Here is a 17,184-nt window from a genome sequence, read left to right on the forward strand (position 1 = left end):
GCGCCGCTGTCCCCATGGCCTCGTGTGGTGCTTGAGTGCCTTGACGCAGTGTCCGACGCCTCCATCGTCGTCACTCGGCCCGCCCGGTGCCACCGGGGCGGTCCAGGCCGGTTCACCACGCCGTTTCGGCGCCGTCGCCGGGGTACTCGGCAGGCGCCCACGGGGGTTCCGGTTGGACACTGGTGTCATTCCTCCGGTGGCTGCCAGGCCGACGAGATCAGGACGCGACTGCCATGAACCACGACACCCCCACCCCCTCCGGCACGAAAGACGTCATCTCTTCACACTCCGTGTTCGGCGCACCGTGCTGGGTGAGTCTGACCAGCAGGGACGTCAAGGCGACCGAGGAGTTCTACGGGGCCGTGCTGGGCTGGCAATGGCGGCCGGCCAAACTCGGCGACCGGTTCCGGATCGCCCTGGCGGACGGCTCGCCGGTGGCCGGTATCGCGGGGGTGGCCACCATGTGGCAGATGGCGGTCGCGTGGACGCCGTACTTCGCCGTGCGGAGCGCGGACGACGCGGTGGCGCGGGTGCAGGAACGCATGGGCACGGTCGCGGTCGGGCCGATCTCGCTGCCGCCGGGGCGGGCGGCGCTGCTGGCCGACCGGGACGGGGCGACCTTCGGGATCTGGGAGGGCGACCTGTTCACCGACTGGGAGACCTGGCGCAACGCCCAGCCGGCCTTCATCACGCTGCACACGCGTGACGCCTTCGACGCCGCCATCTTCTACGGCGAGGTCCTCGACTGGGCGTCGGAGAGTCCCGGCTGCTGCGAGGTCCACTACGAGGGCGGGGAGGTCGTGCTGCGCAGCCGCGGAGACGTGGTGGCGCGGATCGAGTCGGGAGCGCTGGAGGCGGCTCCCGACCCGACGATCCGGCCGCACTGGCAGGTCCACTTCAGCGTCGACGACGTCGAGGCCTGCACCCGGGCCGCGGAACTGCACGGTGGCAGCGTGCTGTCCAAGGGCAGCGACGAGGCCGTGCTGCGCGACCACGACGGCGCGCAGTTCACGGTGACGGCGCGCCGGGGCCGCTGACGTCGCGACTCCCCCGATCCGCTGCTCCCCCGATCCTCGTCACTCACCTGGCCTTGGTGCGGGACGGCCGCGACAGCAGCACCAGGCTGCGTGCGTCGACCGTCAGGGCCGTGCCCGCCTTGTGCTCCGCCTCGTCGGGCGCGCCCTCCGGGGCGGCGGTGTCGATCAGGGCCGTCCAGCGCTCGCCGTAGGCGGCGTCCGGGAGGCGGAAGTCGACCGGCTCCCAGTGACTGTTGAACAGCAGGAGGAACGAGTCGTCGACGACGGGGCGGCCGCACGGGTCGGGTTCGGCGATGGCGTCGCCGTTGAGGAAGACCCCGACGGAGTGCGCGTCGCCGCGCTGCCAGTCGTCGTCGGTCATCTCCTGGGCGTCCGGCGCCAGCCACACCAGGTCGGGCAGCGGCTGGTCCTCGCGGGTCATGGTCTCGCCGAGGAAGAAGCGGCGCCGGCGCAGCACGGGGTGCCCGGTGCGCAGCCGGATGACGTACCGGGTGAACTCCAGCAGGTCGCGCTGCTCCTCGGTGAGCCGCCAGTCGATCCAGGAGATCTCGTTGTCCTGGCAGTAGGCGTTGTTGTTGCCGCGCTGGGTGCGCCCGAGCTCGTCGCCGTGGCAGAGCATCGGGATGCCCTGGGAGAGCAGCAGCGTGGCGAGGAAGTTGCGCTGCTGGCGGGCGCGCAGCTCGAGGACGGCCGGGTCCCGGGTGGCGCCCTCGGCGCCGCAGTTCCAGGACCGGTTGGTGCTCTCGCCGTCCTGGTTGTCCTCGCCGTTGGCCTCGTTGTGCTTGTCGTTGTAGGAGACGAGGTCGCGCAGGGTGAACCCGTCGTGCGCGGTGACGAAGTTGACGCTTGCGCGCGGTCGGCGCCGGCTGTGCTGGTACAGGTCGGAGGAGCCGGTCAGCCGGGAGGCGAACTCGCCGAGCGTGTGGTCCTCACCGCGCCAGAAGTCCCGCACCGCGTCGCGGTACATGCCGTTCCACTCCGACCACAGCGGCGGGAAGTTGCCCACCTGGTAGCCGCCCTCGCCGACGTCCCACGGCTCCGCGATCAGCTTGACACGACTGATCACCGGGTCCTGCTGGATCAGGTCGAAGAACGCCGACAGCCGGTCCACCTCGTGGAACTGCCGGGCCAGGGTGGCCGCGAGGTCGAAGCGGAAGCCGTCGACGTGCATCTCGGTGACCCAGTACCGCAACGAGTCCATGATCAGCTGGAGCACGTAGGGGTGACGCATCAGGAGGCTGTTGCCGGTGCCGGTGGTGTCGTAGTAGTGCTCCCAGTCGCCGTCGACCAGACGGTAGTACGAGGAGTTGTCGATGCCCCGGAAGGACAGGGTGGGGCCGTTCTCATTGCCCTCGGCGGTGTGGTTGTAGACCACGTCGAGGATCACCTCGAGCCCGGCCGCGTGCAGGGTCTTCACCATCGACTTGAACTCGGCGACCTGCTGGCCGCGGGTGCCGTGGGCGGCGTAGCCGTTGTGCGGCGCGAAGAAGCCGATCGTGTTGTAGCCCCAGTAGTTGGCCAGGCCGCGGTCGTGCAGCACGCCGTCGTGGACGAACTGGTGCACCGGCATCAGTTCCACCGCCGTGACGCCGAGCGAGGTGAGGTGCTCGACGGCCGCGGGGTGGGCGAGCCCGGCGTAGGTGCCGCGGAGCTCGGCGGGCACCTCGGGGTGGGTGCGGGTCAGGCCCTTGACGTGCGCCTCGTAGATCACCGTGTCGGCGTAGGGCCGGCAGGGCCGGGTGTCGTCGCCCCAGTCGAAGGCCGGGTCGGTCACCACGCCGAGCATGGTGTGCCCGGCGCTGTCGGCCGGGTCGGGGCCGTCCGGGTTGCGTTCGTAGAGCGAGGGGTGGTTGTCGACCTGCCCGTCGACCGCGCGTGCGTAGGGGTCGAGGAGCAGCTTGGCCGGGTTGCAGCGGTGGCCGGCGGCCGGGGCCCACGGCCCGTGCACCCGGTAGCCGTAGCGCCGGCCGGGGCCGACGCCGGGGAGGTAGCCGTGCCAGACGAAGCCGTCGACCTCGGTCAGCGGTACCTGGGTGTGGGTGCCGTCGTCGTCCACCAGGACCAGCTCCACGCGTTCGGCCACCTCGCTGAAGAGCGCGAAGTTGGTGCCCTCCCCGTCGTACTCCGCGCCCAGCGGGTAGGGGCGTCCGCTCCAGGCGGACACCCCTTTCCGGGTCTGCCGCCGGGTCACCGGGCGTCCTCCAGGACCTCTTCCGGTGTACTGGCCGGGCCGGCCAGCTGCGCGACGCGCACCTCGCGGGGCACGTCGAGGCCCTCGCTAAGCTGCGGGGCGGGCGCGGTCGGCACCAGCGGGACACGTTCGCCGGCCCGGGCGCGCTGCGAGAACCAGATGACCTTGCTGCCGGTCTCGGTGGCGCAGCAGCCCCAGCCGTCGCTCATCGCCGCGAGGTGTTCCAGGCAGCCACGCAGCTCCTGGTCCGGGCGCAGAGCGCGGTCGTTGTCCCCGATGGCGGTGATCAGGTGCTGGCCGTTCCACCACATCTCGATCGACGTGTTCTTGTCCGTGGCGTGCTCGTCGATGGCCTTGAGCAGCATCTCGGCACCGCCGCAGACGGGCTGGATCAGGTTGTCCAGGTCCCAGAACCTCAGGTGAGCGGCCAGAATGCGGCTGACCTGTCCCACCCGTTCCGGGCTGACTTCCACGTCGAGGTGGTAGTAGCAGGGCACTGCGGTCTTCATCGGTCGGCTCCTCACCGCGAAGCTCAGCTCCTCCTCGCTCCCGCGGTCCTGCGGGACGAGCCCCGAACACGGAACGTGAGCGCGTATCGCTTCTGAGTCACCCTCAGACTGAGGGTGCTAGCCCGTTCGTGCAACACGAGCGCACAGTTGATGCCCCTGACCGCCCAAGTGAGCAAGTCTTGACAGGCCTGGGCGACTCGGCCGAGCCATTGTTGGTTGAAGATCCAACAAGACGCTGCGTCGCCGCCCGTGCACCATGTGTGAAGAACTCGATCGCCGTTACGGGTCCGTGCCGCTGTGCACGGCCGCCGTCCGACCGTCGGGAGACCGTGTCCCTCGAAGCCCGAAAGGTGATCGGCGCCATGCTGCTACCCGCCAAAGCCGAAGTCGCCCGGCAGTTGCGCCGTTACCGGGCCTGGGAACGCGTGATGCTCGCGGCACCGAACGACCGCACGGTGCGGACGACGTTCGAGGACTCCGGCTACACGCTCTGCGTCCTGATGGGAAAGCGCTGCGCGCGGGAGGCTGCGGACGCGGCCGAGCGGTATCTGCGCACGAACCAGGTCGCCTATTTGCAGGAACAGCAGGTCACCTGTCTGCAGGAACAGAACGAACGCCCCCGTCCGGCCACCGCGGTCCGGCGAAGACCGCCGGCGGCGGAACGGCGCTCCCCCGCGGGACGGTAGCCGCCTTCCCGCACGTCCTGTCCCTGAACCGGGCCCGTGGGCCCGGCTTTCGAGCACGGTGGAGGTGAGGACCATGAGTAGGACCCGGGCCATCGGCCGTATCCCGGTACGGGACGTCCGCCCGGCCGTGGAGAGCGGCAACCGGCCGGCCAAGGCGGTCGTGGGAGAGACGTTCGAGGTCACCGCCACCGTGTTCCGGGAGGGGCACGACGCGGTCGCCGCCAACGTCGTCCTGAAGGATCCGGAGGGCCGCCCCGGCCCGTGGACACCGATGCGGGAGCTGGCCCCGGGCAGCGACCGCTGGGGAGCCGAGGTCACCGCGGACGCCGTCGGCCGCTGGACGTTCCGGGTGGAGGCCTGGAGCGACCCGGTGGCCACCTGGCGCCACACGGCGGGCATAAAGGTACCGGCCGGGATCGACCCGGGTCTGGTCCTCGAAGAAGGCGCCGAACTCTACGAGCGAGCGGCGGCCGGCGTTCCCAAGGAAGCCGGCCGCGGTGTGCTGCTCGACGCCGCGGAGGCGCTGCGCGACGACGCGCTGACCCCGGTGGCGCGGCTGGCGGCGGCGCTGACGCCGGAGGTGGACGAGGTGCTGGCTCGCCATCCGCTGCGGGACCTGGTCACCACCTCCGAGCCGCTGCCCCTGCTCGTCGAGCGGGAACGGGCCCTGTACGGCTCCTGGTACGAGTTCTTCCCCCGCTCCGAGGGCACCCGGCAGCAACCCCACGGCACCTTCCGCACCGCCGCCCGCCGCCTGCCGGCGATCGCCGCGATGGGCTTCGACGTGGTCTACCTGCCCCCGATCCACCCCATCGGCACCACCTTCCGCAAAGGCAGGAACAACACCCTCTCCCCCGGCCCCGACGACGTCGGCGTGCCCTGGGCCATCGGCTCCCCCGAAGGCGGCCACGACGCCGTCCACCCCCAGCTGGGCACCCTGGAGGACTTCACCCGGTTCGTCGGCCAGGCCCGCGACCTGGGCCTGGAGATCGCCCTGGACTTCGCCCTGCAGTGCTCCCCGGACCACCCCTGGGTCCACAAACACCCCGAGTGGTTCCACCACCGCCCCGACGGCACCATCGCCTACGCGGAGAACCCGCCCAAGAAGTACCAGGACATCTACCCCATCGCCTTCGACGCCGACATGGACGGCCTGATCGCCGAGACCTGCCGGGTGCTGCGGCACTGGATGGACGCCGGGGTACGGATCTTCCGGGTGGACAATCCCCACACCAAGCCGGTCGTCTTCTGGGAGCGGGTCATCGCGGACATCAACCGCACCGACCCCGACGTGATCTTCCTGGCCGAGGCCTTCACCCGCCCCGCGATGATGCACACCCTGGCCCAGATTGGCTTCCAGCAGTCCTACACCTACTTCACCTGGCGCAACTCCAAGCAGGAGCTGACCGAGTACCTCACGGAACTGTCCGGCGAGGCCGCCTCGTACATGCGGCCGAACTTCTTCGTCAACACCCCCGACATCCTGCACGCCTACCTCCAGCACGGCGGCCGCCCCGCCTTCGAGGTCCGCGCCGTCCTCGCGGCCACCCTCTCCCCCACCTGGGGCATCTACTCCGGCTACGAACTGTGCGAGAACACCCCGCTCAGCCAGGGCAGCGAGGAGTACCTCGACTCGGAGAAGTACCAGCTCAGGCACCGCGACTGGGACGCCGCCGAACGCGAGGGCCGCACCATCACCCCGCTGATCACCAAACTCAACACCATCCGGCGGGAACACCCCGCGCTGCACCGGCTCAGGAACCTCCGCTTCCACCACACCGACAACGACGCGCTCATCGCGTACAGCAAGCGCACCGGGTCCGACGTCGTCCTGGTGGTCGCCAACCTCGACCCCCACCACGCCCAGGAGGGCACGGTCTCGTTGGACATGCCGCAACTCGGCCTGGACTGGCACGAGTCGGTGCCGGTGCGCGACGAGCTCACCGGCGAGACCTACCACTGGAGCAGGAACAACTACGTGCGCCTGGAGCCGGGGCGGGCTCCCGCACACGTCTTCCACGTCCAGTCGCCGCCCGCCGCGCAAGGGAACGGAGGGGCAGGAACGCCATGACCGTGAACGAGCCCGTACCGGACACCTTCGAGGACACCCCCGCCAGGGACCGGGACCCGGAGTGGTTCAAGCGCGCCGTCTTCTACGAGGTGCTCGTCCGCTCGTTCCAGGACAGCAACGGTGACGGCGTCGGTGACCTGAAGGGCCTGACCGCCAAGCTCGACTACCTCCAGTGGCTCGGCGTCGACTGCCTCTGGCTGCCGCCGTTCTTCAAATCGCCCCTGCGCGACGGCGGCTACGACGTCTCCGACTACACCGCCGTCCTGCCGGAGTTCGGTGACCTGGCCGACTTCGTGGAGTTCGTCGACGCCGCCCACCAGCGCGGCATGCGCGTGATCATCGACTTCGTCATGAACCACACCAGCGACCAGCACCCGTGGTTCCAGGAGTCGAGAAAGGACCCCGACGGCCCCTACGGCGACTACTACGTGTGGGCCGACGACGACAAGGGCTATCCGGACGCCCGGATCATCTTCGTCGACACCGAGACGTCGAACTGGACCTTCGACCCGGTGCGTGGCCAGTACTTCTTCCATCGCTTCTTCTCGCACCAGCCGGACCTCAACTACGAGAACCCGCGCGTCCAGGAGGAGATCCTGGCCGCGCTGAAGTTCTGGCTGGACCTGGGCATCGACGGCTTCCGGCTGGACGCCGTGCCGTATCTGTACGCGGCCGAGGACACCAACTGCGAGAACCTGCCCGCCACTCACGCGTTCCTCAAGCGCGTCCGCCGCGAGATCGACGCGCAGTACCCGGACACCGTGCTGCTCGCCGAGGCCAACCAGTGGCCCGAGGACGTCGTCGACTACTTCGGCGACTACGCGACGGGCGGCGACGAGTGCCACATGGCGTTCCACTTCCCGGTCATGCCGCGCATCTTCATGGCGGTGCGGCGGGAGTCCCGCTACCCGGTCTCCGAGATCCTGGCCAAGACCCCGGCCATCCCCTCGGGCTGCCAGTGGGGCATGTTCCTGCGCAACCACGACGAGCTCACGCTCGAGATGGTCACCGACGAAGAGCGCGACTACATGTGGGCCGAGTACGCCAAGGACCCCCGCATGCGCGCCAACATCGGCATCCGCAGGCGCCTCGCTCCCCTGCTGGACAACGACCGGCACACCATCGAGCTGTTCACCGCTCTGCTGCTGGCCCTGCCCGGCTCGCCGATCCTCTACTACGGCGACGAGATCGGCATGGGCGACAACATCTGGCTCGGCGACCGGGACGCCGTGCGCACGCCGATGCAGTGGACCCCGGACCGCAACGCCGGGTTCTCCACCTGCGACCCGGGCCGCCTCTACCTGCCGGCGATCATGGACCCGGTCTACGGCCACCAGGTCACCAACGTCGAGGCGTCGATGTCGTCACCGTCGTCGCTGCTGCACTGGACCCGCCGCATGATCGAGATCCGCAAGCAGAACCCGGCCTTCGGCCTCGGCTCGTACACCGAACTGTCGTCCTCCAACCCGGCGGTGCTGGCGTTCCTGCGGGAGTACGAGGACGACCTGGTGCTGTGCGTGAACAACTTCGCGCGGTTCGCGCAGCCCACCGAACTCGATCTGCGCGAGTTCGCCGGGCGCCATCCGGTGGAGCTGTTCGGCGGGGTCCGCTTCCCCGCGATCGGCGAACTGCCGTACCTGCTGACCCTCGGGGGCCACGGCTTCTACTGGTTCCGGCTCACTCGAGTCGCATCCCGCATCGGCCGGCGACTGTGAGCACGCGCCGACGAAAGGAGGCGTGACCATGCCGAAGACCGCATCCCTCCGCCCGAGTCTCACGCGCCTGGCCGAGCCCATGGAGTCGCTCGGCGGGCTGCTGCGCGACTGGCTGCCCCGGCAGCGCTGGTTCGCGGGCAAGGACCGGCCCGTGACGGAGCTCGGCCTGCTGTCGATGACCGAGTTGTTCCCGGGCTGTCTGCACGTGCTGGTCCACGCCGGTCACGCCGGTCACACGGGTGTGCCCTCCCCGGGCGGCGCTCTCCCGGCCGGCGACTGCTACCAGCTCCTGCTCGGCGTACGGGAGCACCCGTCGCCGCGTCTCGGACGGGCGCTCATCGGGCGGGTCCAGGACGGGCCGCTGGCCGGTCTGACGGTCTACGACGCGCTGCACGACCCCCGTTCGGCTCAGCTGCTCCTGGACCGGTTGCGGCACCCCGGCACCGCCGGTCCCCTGCGGTTCGACTGCGAGCCGGACCAGCCGGTGCCCGGCGGACTCGTGCCGCGGCTGCTGGACGCGGAGCAGTCCAACTCCTCGCTGGTGTACGGCGACGAGTACATCCTGAAGGTCTTCCGGCGCATCCAGCCGGGCGTGAACCCGGACCTGGAGGTGCCGGGAGCGTTGGCCAGGCAGGGCTGCCACCGGGTGCCCGCGCCCGTGGCCTGGTTCCAGACGAAGCATCCGTTCAAGGCCACCCTCGGCGTGCTCCAGCCGTATCTGCGGGACGCCTCCGACGGCTGGACGCTGGCGCTGCACGCCCTGGCCGCCGGCGACGACTTCACGGTCCAGGCGCGGGCGCTGGGCGCGGCCACGGCGGAGGTGCACCTCGCGCTCGCCTCGGCCTTCCCGGTCGGCGAGCCCGGGGAGAACGGGCGCACGGCGACCGCGATGACCGAGCGGCTGGCCGCCGCCGCGCACTGCGTGCCCGCGCTCCAGCCGTACGTGCCGGGCCTGCAGACCGCGTTCGCCGCCCTCACCACCTGCGACGCCGGGCCGCCCGCCCAGCGCATCCACGGCGACCTGCACCTGGGTCAGGTGCTGCGGGCCGGACGCGAGTGGTTCGTCATCGACTTCGAGGGCGAGCCGTCCCGGCCGCTCTCCGAACGGCGCAGCGCCCACTCCCCCGTGCGGGACATCGCCGGGATGCTGCGCTCCTTCGACTACGCCGCCCGGCAGCGCCGCCCCTGGCGCCCGGAGTGGGCGCGACGCTGCCGCGAGGCCTACTGCGGGGGCTATGCCGCCCGCGCCGGCTGGGACCCGCGCAAGAAGCACGGGCTGCTCCGGGCCTACGAGACGGACCGGGCCGTGTACGAGGTGCTGTACGAGGCACGGCACCGCCCCGACTGGCTGCCTGTACCGATGGCGGCGATCGAGCGCCTCGCTGTGAGAGGAGACTGAGCCGTGGCCCTGCGCGACACCTCAATCCCGGAGCCGTCCGGCCCGGTCCCGGGCGCGACCGCGCCCGCCCTGAGCCCGGAGGACCGCGGACGCCTGCTGGCGGGCGCCCACCACGATCCGCACGCCCTGCTGGGCGCACACCCGGTCCCGGGCGGGATCGTGTTCCGGGCGCTGCGCCCCTTCGCCCGCTCGGTGAGCGTGGTGACCGGCGGCAAGCGCACCCCGCTCGTCTCGGAGGGCGACGGCCTGTTCTCCGGCGTGCTGCCGCTGGCGGAGATCCCCGCCTACACGCTGCACGTGGCGTACGAGGGCGGCGAGCAGGAGGTGCACGACCCGTACCGTTTCCTGCCCGCGCTCGGCGAGCTCGACCTGCACCTGATCCGCGAGGGCCGGCACGAGCAGCTGTGGCAGGCGCTCGGTGCGCAGCCGATGACCCACCAGGGCGTGACGGGCACCCGGTTCACGGTGTGGGCGCCGAACGCGCAGGGCGTGCGGGTCGCGGCGGACTTCACCTACTGGGACGGGACGCAGTTCCCGATGCGGTCGCTCGGCGCGTCCGGCGTGTGGGAGCTGTTCCTGCCCGGCGTCGGCGAGGGCACGGCCTACAAGTTCGAGATCACCTCCCGGTACGGCCACCGCTTCCTGAAGGCGGACCCGATGGCGCGCCGCACCGAGGAGCCGCCCGACACGGCGTCGATCGTGACGGCCTCGCACTACGAGTGGGGTGACGCTCAGTGGATGGCGCACCGCGCGGACAGGCCGGTGCACGAGGCGCCGTTCTCGGTGTACGAGGTGCATCTGCCGTCCTGGCGGCCGGGGCTGGGCTACCGGCAGCTCGCCGAGGAACTCCCGGCGTACGTCAAGGACCTCGGGTTCACCCACGTCGAGCTGATGCCGGTCGCCGAGCACCCCTTCCACGGCTCCTGGGGCTACCAGGTCACCGGCTTCTACGCGCCGACCGCGCGGCTCGGCAGCCCGGACGACTTCCGGTACTTCGTCGACGCCTGCCACCGGGCGGGCATCGGCGTGATCATGGACTGGGTGCCGGCGCACTTCCCGAAGGACGACTGGGCACTGGCCCGGTTCGACGGGGACCCGCTGTACGAGCCCGGGGACGCGCGGCGCGCCGAGCACCCGGACTGGGGCACCTACGAGTTCGACTTCGCCCGCACCGAGGTGCGCAACTTCCTCGTGGCGAACGCGGTGTACTGGTGCGAGGAGTTCCACATCGACGGGCTGCGCGTGGACGCGGTGGCGTCCATGCTCTACCTGGACTACTCGCGCGAGGACGGCCAGTGGGAGCCCAACGCCTACGGCGGCCGGGAGGACCTGGCGGCCATGGCGTTCCTCCAGGAGATGAACGCGACCGTGTACCGGCGCGCCCCCGGCGTGGTGACGATCGCCGAGGAGTCGACGGCTTGGGGCGGGGTGACGCAGCCCACCGACCGCGGCGGGCTCGGTTTCGGGCTGAAGTGGAACATGGGCTGGATGCACGACTCGCTGGAGTACCTCGCCCACGAGCCGGTGCACCGCAAGTACCACCACCACGAGATGACGTTCTCGATGGTGTACGCGTACAGCGAGAACTACGTCCTGCCGATCTCCCATGACGAGGTCGTGCACGGCAAGCAGGCGCTGGTGTCGAAGGCGCCGGGCGACTGGTGGCAGCGGCGTGCGAACGTCCGCGCCTACCTCGGCTTCATGTGGAGCCACCCGGGCAAGCAGCTGCTGTTCATGGGGCAGGAGTTCGCGCAGGGCGCCGAGTGGTCGGTGGAGCAGGGGCCGGAGTGGTGGCTGCTCGACGACGGCTACCACTCGGCGGGCGACCACCGGGGCGTGCGGGATCTGGTCCGTGACCTGAACACGGCGTACCGGGCGACGCCGGCGCTGTGGCAGTGCGACACCCGTCCGGAGGGCTTCCGGTGGGTGGCGGTGGACTCGGCAGACGACAACGTCTTCGCGTTCCTGCGGTACGACGCCGAGGGCGGGGCGCTGCTGGCGGTGTCGAACTTCTCCCCGGTCGTCCGGCACGACTACGGCCTCTGGGTCCCGGGCGACGCCGTCGCCTGGCAGGAGATCCTGAACACCGACGACCCGCGTTACGGCGGCAGCGGCGTCACCAACCCGGATCCGGTCAAACCGGAGGACGGCTGTGTCCGGATCACGCTGCCGCCGCTGGCCACCGTGTGGCTGACGCCGTTCGCTCCGTGAAGTCCGGCCGCCGCACCAGGTGTCCGAACCGCATCTGAGGGGCACTGGGTGTCGTACCACCGGGAGAACGCCCGGTGGTCGACGCTGCAGGGTCACGGAAGGGCGGGCAACAGGGTGCGCACCGTCGGAGTGGAGGAGGAGCTCCTCCTGGTCGACCCGGAGACCGGGGAACCGCGGGCGATGTCCGCGGCGGTGCTCGCCCGGGCCGCGCAGGACGACGCGGATCAGGACGTCTTCGAGAAGGAACTCCACGAGCAGATGCTGGAGTTCGCCACCCATCCGCAGTCGTCCATGGAGAGCCTGCGCGCGGAGATCGTCCGCTGCCGCAAGGAGGCGGCCCGGCACGCCGGGGAGATCGGCTGCACGGTCGCGGCGCTCGCCACCTCTCCGCTGCCGGTCAGTCCCGCGATCGGCGTCAACCGCCGGTATCAGTGGATGGCCGATCAGTACGGCATCGCCACCCGGGAGCAGCTCGTCCTGGGCTGCCATGTGCACGTGTCCGTCGAGTCCGACGAGGAGGGCGTCGCGGTCATCGACCGGGTGCGGCCCTGGCTCCAGGTCCTGACGGCGCTCAGTGCGAACTCGCCGTTCTGGCAGGGCAAGGACACGGGGTACAGCAGCTACCGCAGCCGGGTGTGGCTGCGCTGGCCGTCGGCCGGCCCTACCGAGATCTTCGGCTCGGCCGAGCGGTACCACCGTCTCATCGCGGACATGGTGGCCACGGGCGCCCTCCTCGACGACGGGATGATCTACTTCGACGCGCGGCTGTCCCAGCGGTATCCGACGGTGGAGATCCGGGTGTCGGACGTCTGTCTGCACTCCGGCACGGCAGCGCTGGTCGCCACGCTCGTGCGCGGGCTGGTCGAGACCGCCGCGCGCGAGTGGCGGGCCGGCCGGGAACCGCTCGGCCACAGTGTCAGCCTGCTGCGGCTGGCCGACTGGCTGGCCGCCCGGTCCGGTCTTTCGGGCGAGCTGCTGAACCCCGCGACCATGCGGCGCCTGCCCGCCGAGGCGGTCGTGCGTGCCCTGCTGGACCATGTCGAGGAGGCCCTCGCGGACACCGGTGACCTGGAGCGGGCCCGGGCCGCCTGCGAGGAGCTGCTGCGGGACGGCAACGGCGCACAGGTGCAGCGCGCGGTGATGGAGCGCACGGGGAACCTGCGGGACGTCGTCACCGAGTGCGTCCGGCACACACAGGCGTGAGGCGTCCCGCCTTTCGGGAGACGGGCCCGGAGGACTTCTTCCGGAGGCGGGCTCAGAGGATCAGAGCGAGGGCGTAGGCCAGGAAGAACGCCGCGATCAGCACCACGAGGATCAGGATCACGGCCATCGGTGCCTTGGACCAGCCCTTGGGCGGGTTGTGCGTCTCCCGGGGCCCCGCCTCGGGCAGGCTGCTCTCCGCGGGCGGGGTCTCCCCGGGCGGTACGCCGCCGCCCGGTTCCAGGCCGGAGCTGCGTTCGGGTTCGGGATCGGGACTGATGTGACTCATGCCGTCCGGGTCCCCCGATCACGCCGAGATCATCAGCGGGACGACTTCCGTATTTCACGACCCCCGAGGGCCCCGGCTCGACTACATTCGAGCCCCGCCGATGACGCTACCCGTCGGCAATGTCACGCCCCGTACCCGTCAGGAGCAGTGCATGCGCGACCTCGCCCTCGCTCCACCGGCCGTCTCGCCGCTGACCGGCGGGCTCGCCGACAGCGTCTTCGAGACGGCGGACCGCGAACCCACCCGGCCGATGCTCGCCCGCCGCGCCGACCCGGCCGCCGCCTCCTGGGAGGAGGTGTCGGCGATCGAGCTGCGCGACCAGATGGTGGACGTCGCCAAGGGACTGATCGCCTCCGGGATCGCGCCGGGACACCGCGTGGCGATCATGGCGCGCACCCGGTACGAGTGGACGGTCCTGTGCTACGCGCTGTGGGCCGTCGGTGCCGAGGTCGTCCCGGTCTACCCGACGTCGTCGCGCGACCAGGTGGAGTGGATCCTGCGGGACGCCCGGTGTGTGGCCGTGGTCGTGGAGGACGAGCAGGGCGTCATGACCGTCGGCTCGGTGTGCGCGTCGTTGCCGCTGCTGCGCCACGTCTGGCAGCTGGACGCGGGCGCGCTGGAGGATCTGGCGGCGCGCGGGGAGTTCGTCCCGCTCGCCACGGTCGACTCGATGCGCCGCATCGTGCTGCCGGACTCCACGGCGGTCATCGCCTACACCTCGGGCACCTCCGGCCACGCCATGGGCTGCGCCCTCAGCCATCGCAACCTGGCCGCCCCCTGCGACACGCTGCTGACGGGCTGGGGGCACACGGCGGCACCCCCCGGGGAGCAGGGCTCCGTCCTGGCGTTCCTGCCCTTCTCCCATGTGTACGGGCTGATGATCCAGGGCCTGTGCGTGCGCGGCGGCCTGCTCATGGGTCACCAGGCCGACCTGGGCGGGGAGGCGCTGTCGTCGGCGCTGCGCTCCTTCCGGCCCACGTACTTCTACGCGGTCCCGTCGGTCTTCGAGAAGATCTACAAGAACTTCCTGCGCACGGCCCAGCAGGGCGGCCACGGCGGTCTCTTCGAGCGGGCCGCCGAGACGGCGCGGGACTTCGCCGCGGCCCTGGAACGCCAGCGGCTGGGCCGGGGGCGCGGGCCCGGCTTCGATCTGCGGCTCCAGCACGCCCTGTACGAGCGCACGGTGTACCGCAGGCTGCGGGCCGCGCTGGGCGGCCGGGTGCGGCGGGCGACGTCCGGCGGCTCTCCCCTCAGCCGCGATCTGTCGCTCTTCTACGAGGGCATCGGTGTCTACGTGCACGACGGGTACGGCCTGACGGAGACCGGCGGCGGGGTGACGATGCAGCCGCTGGGCCGGGAGAAGTCCGGGACCGTCGGGCAGGCCCTGCCGGGCACGGAGATCCGGGTGGCCGAGGACGGGGAGATCCTGGTGCGCGGCCCGTCGGTGTTCCAGGGGTACGTGGGTGACGAGGCCGCCACCCGGGCCGCGCTGCGCGGCGGCTGGCTGGCCACCGGGGATCTCGGTCACCTGGACTCGGAGGGCTATCTGACGATCACCGGCCGCAAGAAGGACATCATCATCACCAGCAGCGGCAAGAGCGTCGCCCCGGCGGCCCTGGAGCAGCGGCTGCGGATGCACCCGCTCATTCACCAGGCGGTGGTCGTGGGCGACAACCAGCCCTGTGTCGGCGCCCTGATCACGCTGGACCCGGAGTTCCTGGCGCACTGGCGGGCGGCGCTGGCGCTTCAGGGCGAGATGCGCGAGGCACGGGAGGAGAACGCGCTGCGGGAGGAGGTGGCGCGTGCCGTGGCCGCGGCCAACAGCTCCGTGTCGCGGTCGGAGTCGATCCGGGTGTTCCGGGTCCTGCCCGAGCCGTTCGACGTGTCCAACGGGCTGCTGACGCCCTCGATGAAGCTGTGCCGGGACGAGATCGTGCGGCACTACGCGTCCGAGATCGACGCGATGTACCAGTCGCGCAGGCGTCCCGGGCGGCCGAGCACCCAGGACGAACCGTCGAACTGGGACGACTCGGACAACGTGTTCCGTTGAGCGGGAGCCGGACGCGTAGGCCTCGCCCCCTCGGGAACACGCAACAGTGGCGACGCAAGAGAAAGGACGACAGCCCTGACGACAGCCCTTGCTGACGCCGGGCCGGAAAGGCGATATGTCAACCGAGCCGCGTGGGGATGACGCACTGACCTCCGAGGAGATTCCGAGCCGCACGAACAGCTTCGTGGGCGAGCCGCACGACGTGACAGGAGCGCGGCTGGCCGCGGAGGAGTTCCTGCGTGATCTGTCACGCTCCTCGCCGCCCTCTGCCCCCGAGTACTGGGACGACATCCTGTTGGTGGTGACGGAACTGGCCGCCAACGCGGTGCAGTACGCCCCGGGTCCGTTCGCGCTGCGGATGCGCCGGACCTTCGACGGGGTGCACGTGGTCCTGCACGACACCAGCTCGACGGAGCCGGCGCCGCGACCGTTCGATCCGCGCAGCGGGGGCGGCGGCATCGGCTGGCATCTGATCCACACGCTGTGCGACCAGGTCAGCGTGGTGAGCGACGAGCGCGGCAAGGACGTGCACGTCTTCCTGCCCTGGTGAGCCCGGATCCGGGCCCGGGCGCGGCGCGCCCGTGACCGGGTCCGAGGCTCAGGTCTCAGGCCGAGGCCGTCGTACGCGGTGGCAGCCGGTCGTAGTAGTCGCCCACGGCCGTGAGGTACTCCCGGTCCCGGGTCTCGCTGTCGGTCTGGAAGCGGGGCGCCGCCTTGGCGTCTCCCCTGGTGCAGGCGAGTGTGATCCTCCGGCCCTGCGTGTCGATGGCGGTGACGACTCCGGCCGGCACCAGGACGCTGCGGCCGAACACCCAGACGCCGGTGTCGACGACCAGGTGCCGCATGCCGTGCGGGGCGGCCTCACGGTCCACGTGCCCGATCGTGCCGTCGGTCGCGGCGACGGTGAACCCGCTCAGGTCCTGCCCCTCGGCGTGACCGCTGTCCGGCGCGTACGACCAGATTCTGTCGATGGTCACGCTGCTCCATCCTCCCTGACGGTGTGCGGATCGCGGAGCCCGGCGGAGGTTTCCGCCCACCCCGCTCCACAGCAGCAATTACCCTCCTGCCGCAAGCGCATTCGGGTGCACACACCTGCCACCGTACGTCGCCGGCGGCGGACTTCGGCAAGGTTCGTCCCCCGGGGGCATGGGGTGCGGTTTCCGGGGTAATCGCGGGGGCGCGGTGGAAAAGGGAGCCCGGTGGCGAAGGGAGGCACATGAAAAACGGCAGCAGAGCCCGCACCACGACCGACATCGCCCCGCACCGCGGTCATCCGCAGAGGTGACCTGCCCAGGCCGTAGCACTTGTTGGAGGTACCCGTGCCCCTCGCCCAGAACCCGCTGTCCGTGGAGGTCGAACTGCCCCGGGAGGACGTGGCCCTGATCACGGTCGACGGCTATCTGGACGTCGACACCGCGACCGAGTTCCAGGCCCATCTGGCCAACCAACTCCACCACGGCCGACGGCACTTCCTGCTCGACCTCTCGTCGGTCCCCTTCATGGACTCGTCCGGGATGAACATCATCCTGCGGGTGTACCAGGAGACCCGCAAGACCGCCGGCAGCGTGCACGTCATCAGCCCGACACCGGCCGTGCGGCGGGTGCTCGACCTGACGGGCGTCAGCATCACGGTGCCGATATCGGAGAGCGTCGAGGAGGCTCTGGCCCGCGCCGACGAGGTGCCGGAGACCCCCGAGGAGCCGGGGGCACAGAGCGCCTGACGGGCCGGGTGCCCCTCGGGCACCCCGTGGGCGGGCCCGGTGCCCTCGCTCCGCTCTGCCCGGACGGCGGTTCGTCCTCCGCGCGCCGGTGGGGCATGGCCAATT

The 17,184-nt window shown here is 71.0% G+C and carries 14 protein-coding genes; 10 read left to right on the forward strand and 4 right to left on the reverse strand.

Annotation, left to right across the window (positions count from 1 at the left end):
* Nucleotides 1-233 precede the first annotated feature (233 nt).
* On the forward strand, nt 234-1,037 hold the full coding sequence (locus SCNRRL3882_RS01995; RefSeq protein ID WP_010033306.1) for a VOC family protein: 804 nt from the start codon (nt 234-236) through the stop codon (nt 1,035-1,037).
* 43 nt (nt 1,038-1,080) lie between these two features.
* Here the strand turns inward: SCNRRL3882_RS01995 and glgX are convergent, their stop codons facing one another.
* Complete coding sequence (gene glgX, locus SCNRRL3882_RS02000; protein ID WP_010033304.1) at nt 1,081-3,228, reverse strand: glycogen debranching protein GlgX; 2,148 nt, start codon at nt 3,226-3,228, stop codon at nt 1,081-1,083.
* Nucleotides 3,225-3,737 carry a hypothetical protein gene (locus SCNRRL3882_RS02005; protein WP_010033303.1) on the reverse strand — a complete coding sequence of 171 codons (513 nt, stop codon included), beginning with the start codon at nt 3,735-3,737 and terminating at the stop codon, nt 3,225-3,227. The genes glgX and SCNRRL3882_RS02005 overlap by 4 nt, the downstream gene beginning before the upstream one ends.
* Before the next feature lie 362 nt (nt 3,738-4,099).
* On the opposite strand from SCNRRL3882_RS02005, the gene SCNRRL3882_RS02010 reads away from it, so the two are divergent.
* From SCNRRL3882_RS02010 to SCNRRL3882_RS02035, 6 genes are all read left to right on the forward strand, one after another.
* Nucleotides 4,100-4,423, forward strand: coding sequence for a DUF5133 domain-containing protein (locus SCNRRL3882_RS02010; RefSeq protein WP_010033302.1), 324 nt, complete (start codon nt 4,100-4,102; stop codon nt 4,421-4,423).
* Nucleotides 4,424-4,496: 73 nt separating this feature from the next.
* Complete coding sequence (locus SCNRRL3882_RS02015; protein WP_102514719.1) at nt 4,497-6,494, forward strand: alpha-1,4-glucan--maltose-1-phosphate maltosyltransferase; 1,998 nt, start codon at nt 4,497-4,499, stop codon at nt 6,492-6,494.
* The gene (treS, locus tag SCNRRL3882_RS02020; protein ID WP_102514720.1) at nt 6,491-8,209 is read left to right on the forward strand and encodes a maltose alpha-D-glucosyltransferase; all 1,719 of its coding nucleotides are present in this window, start codon (nt 6,491-6,493) and stop codon (nt 8,207-8,209) included. Before SCNRRL3882_RS02015 ends, treS begins: the two co-directional genes overlap by 4 nt.
* Nucleotides 8,210-8,237: 28 nt before the next feature.
* Nucleotides 8,238-9,608, forward strand: coding sequence for a maltokinase N-terminal cap-like domain-containing protein (locus tag SCNRRL3882_RS02025; protein WP_010033283.1), 1,371 nt, complete (start codon nt 8,238-8,240; stop codon nt 9,606-9,608).
* A 3-nt stretch (nt 9,609-9,611) separates the two neighbouring features.
* Nucleotides 9,612-11,819, forward strand: a complete 2,208-nt coding sequence (glgB, locus tag SCNRRL3882_RS02030) for a 1,4-alpha-glucan branching enzyme (RefSeq protein ID WP_102514721.1) — start codon at nt 9,612-9,614, stop codon at nt 11,817-11,819.
* Between the two features lie 114 nt (nt 11,820-11,933).
* The gene (locus SCNRRL3882_RS02035; RefSeq protein ID WP_010033277.1) at nt 11,934-13,022 is read left to right on the forward strand and encodes a glutamate--cysteine ligase; all 1,089 of its coding nucleotides are present in this window, start codon (nt 11,934-11,936) and stop codon (nt 13,020-13,022) included.
* Between the two features lie 52 nt (nt 13,023-13,074).
* Here SCNRRL3882_RS02035 and SCNRRL3882_RS02040 read toward each other — a convergent pair whose 3' ends face one another.
* Entirely contained in the window at nt 13,075-13,308 is a 234-nt protein-coding gene (locus SCNRRL3882_RS02040; RefSeq protein WP_010033276.1) for a DUF6480 family protein, read from the reverse strand.
* A gap of 151 nt (nt 13,309-13,459) precedes the next feature.
* On the opposite strand from SCNRRL3882_RS02040, the gene SCNRRL3882_RS02045 reads away from it, so the two are divergent.
* Together SCNRRL3882_RS02045 and SCNRRL3882_RS02050 are read left to right on the forward strand one after the other, a co-directional pair.
* The gene (locus SCNRRL3882_RS02045; protein ID WP_010033272.1) at nt 13,460-15,358 is read left to right on the forward strand and encodes an AMP-dependent synthetase/ligase; all 1,899 of its coding nucleotides are present in this window, start codon (nt 13,460-13,462) and stop codon (nt 15,356-15,358) included.
* Nucleotides 15,359-15,473: 115 nt separating this feature from the next.
* Nucleotides 15,474-15,908: an ATP-binding protein gene (locus tag SCNRRL3882_RS02050; RefSeq protein WP_010033269.1), complete on the forward strand. Its 435-nt coding sequence runs from the start codon at nt 15,474-15,476 to the stop codon at nt 15,906-15,908.
* 55 nt (nt 15,909-15,963) lie between these two features.
* Here SCNRRL3882_RS02050 and SCNRRL3882_RS02055 read toward each other — a convergent pair whose 3' ends face one another.
* Entirely contained in the window at nt 15,964-16,335 is a 372-nt protein-coding gene (locus tag SCNRRL3882_RS02055; protein ID WP_010033267.1) for a hypothetical protein, read from the reverse strand.
* A 342-nt stretch (nt 16,336-16,677) separates the two neighbouring features.
* Here SCNRRL3882_RS02055 and SCNRRL3882_RS02060 point away from each other — a divergent pair, with 342 nt between their 5' ends.
* Nucleotides 16,678-17,079 carry an STAS domain-containing protein gene (locus SCNRRL3882_RS02060; protein WP_010033266.1) on the forward strand — a complete coding sequence of 134 codons (402 nt, stop codon included), beginning with the start codon at nt 16,678-16,680 and terminating at the stop codon, nt 17,077-17,079.
* Nucleotides 17,080-17,184 lie beyond the last annotated feature (105 nt).

The sequence above is a fragment of the Streptomyces chartreusis NRRL 3882 genome (assembly GCF_900236475.1).
In the GTDB taxonomy this organism is placed as follows: Bacteria; Actinomycetota; Actinomycetes; order Streptomycetales; family Streptomycetaceae; genus Streptomyces; species Streptomyces chartreusis_D.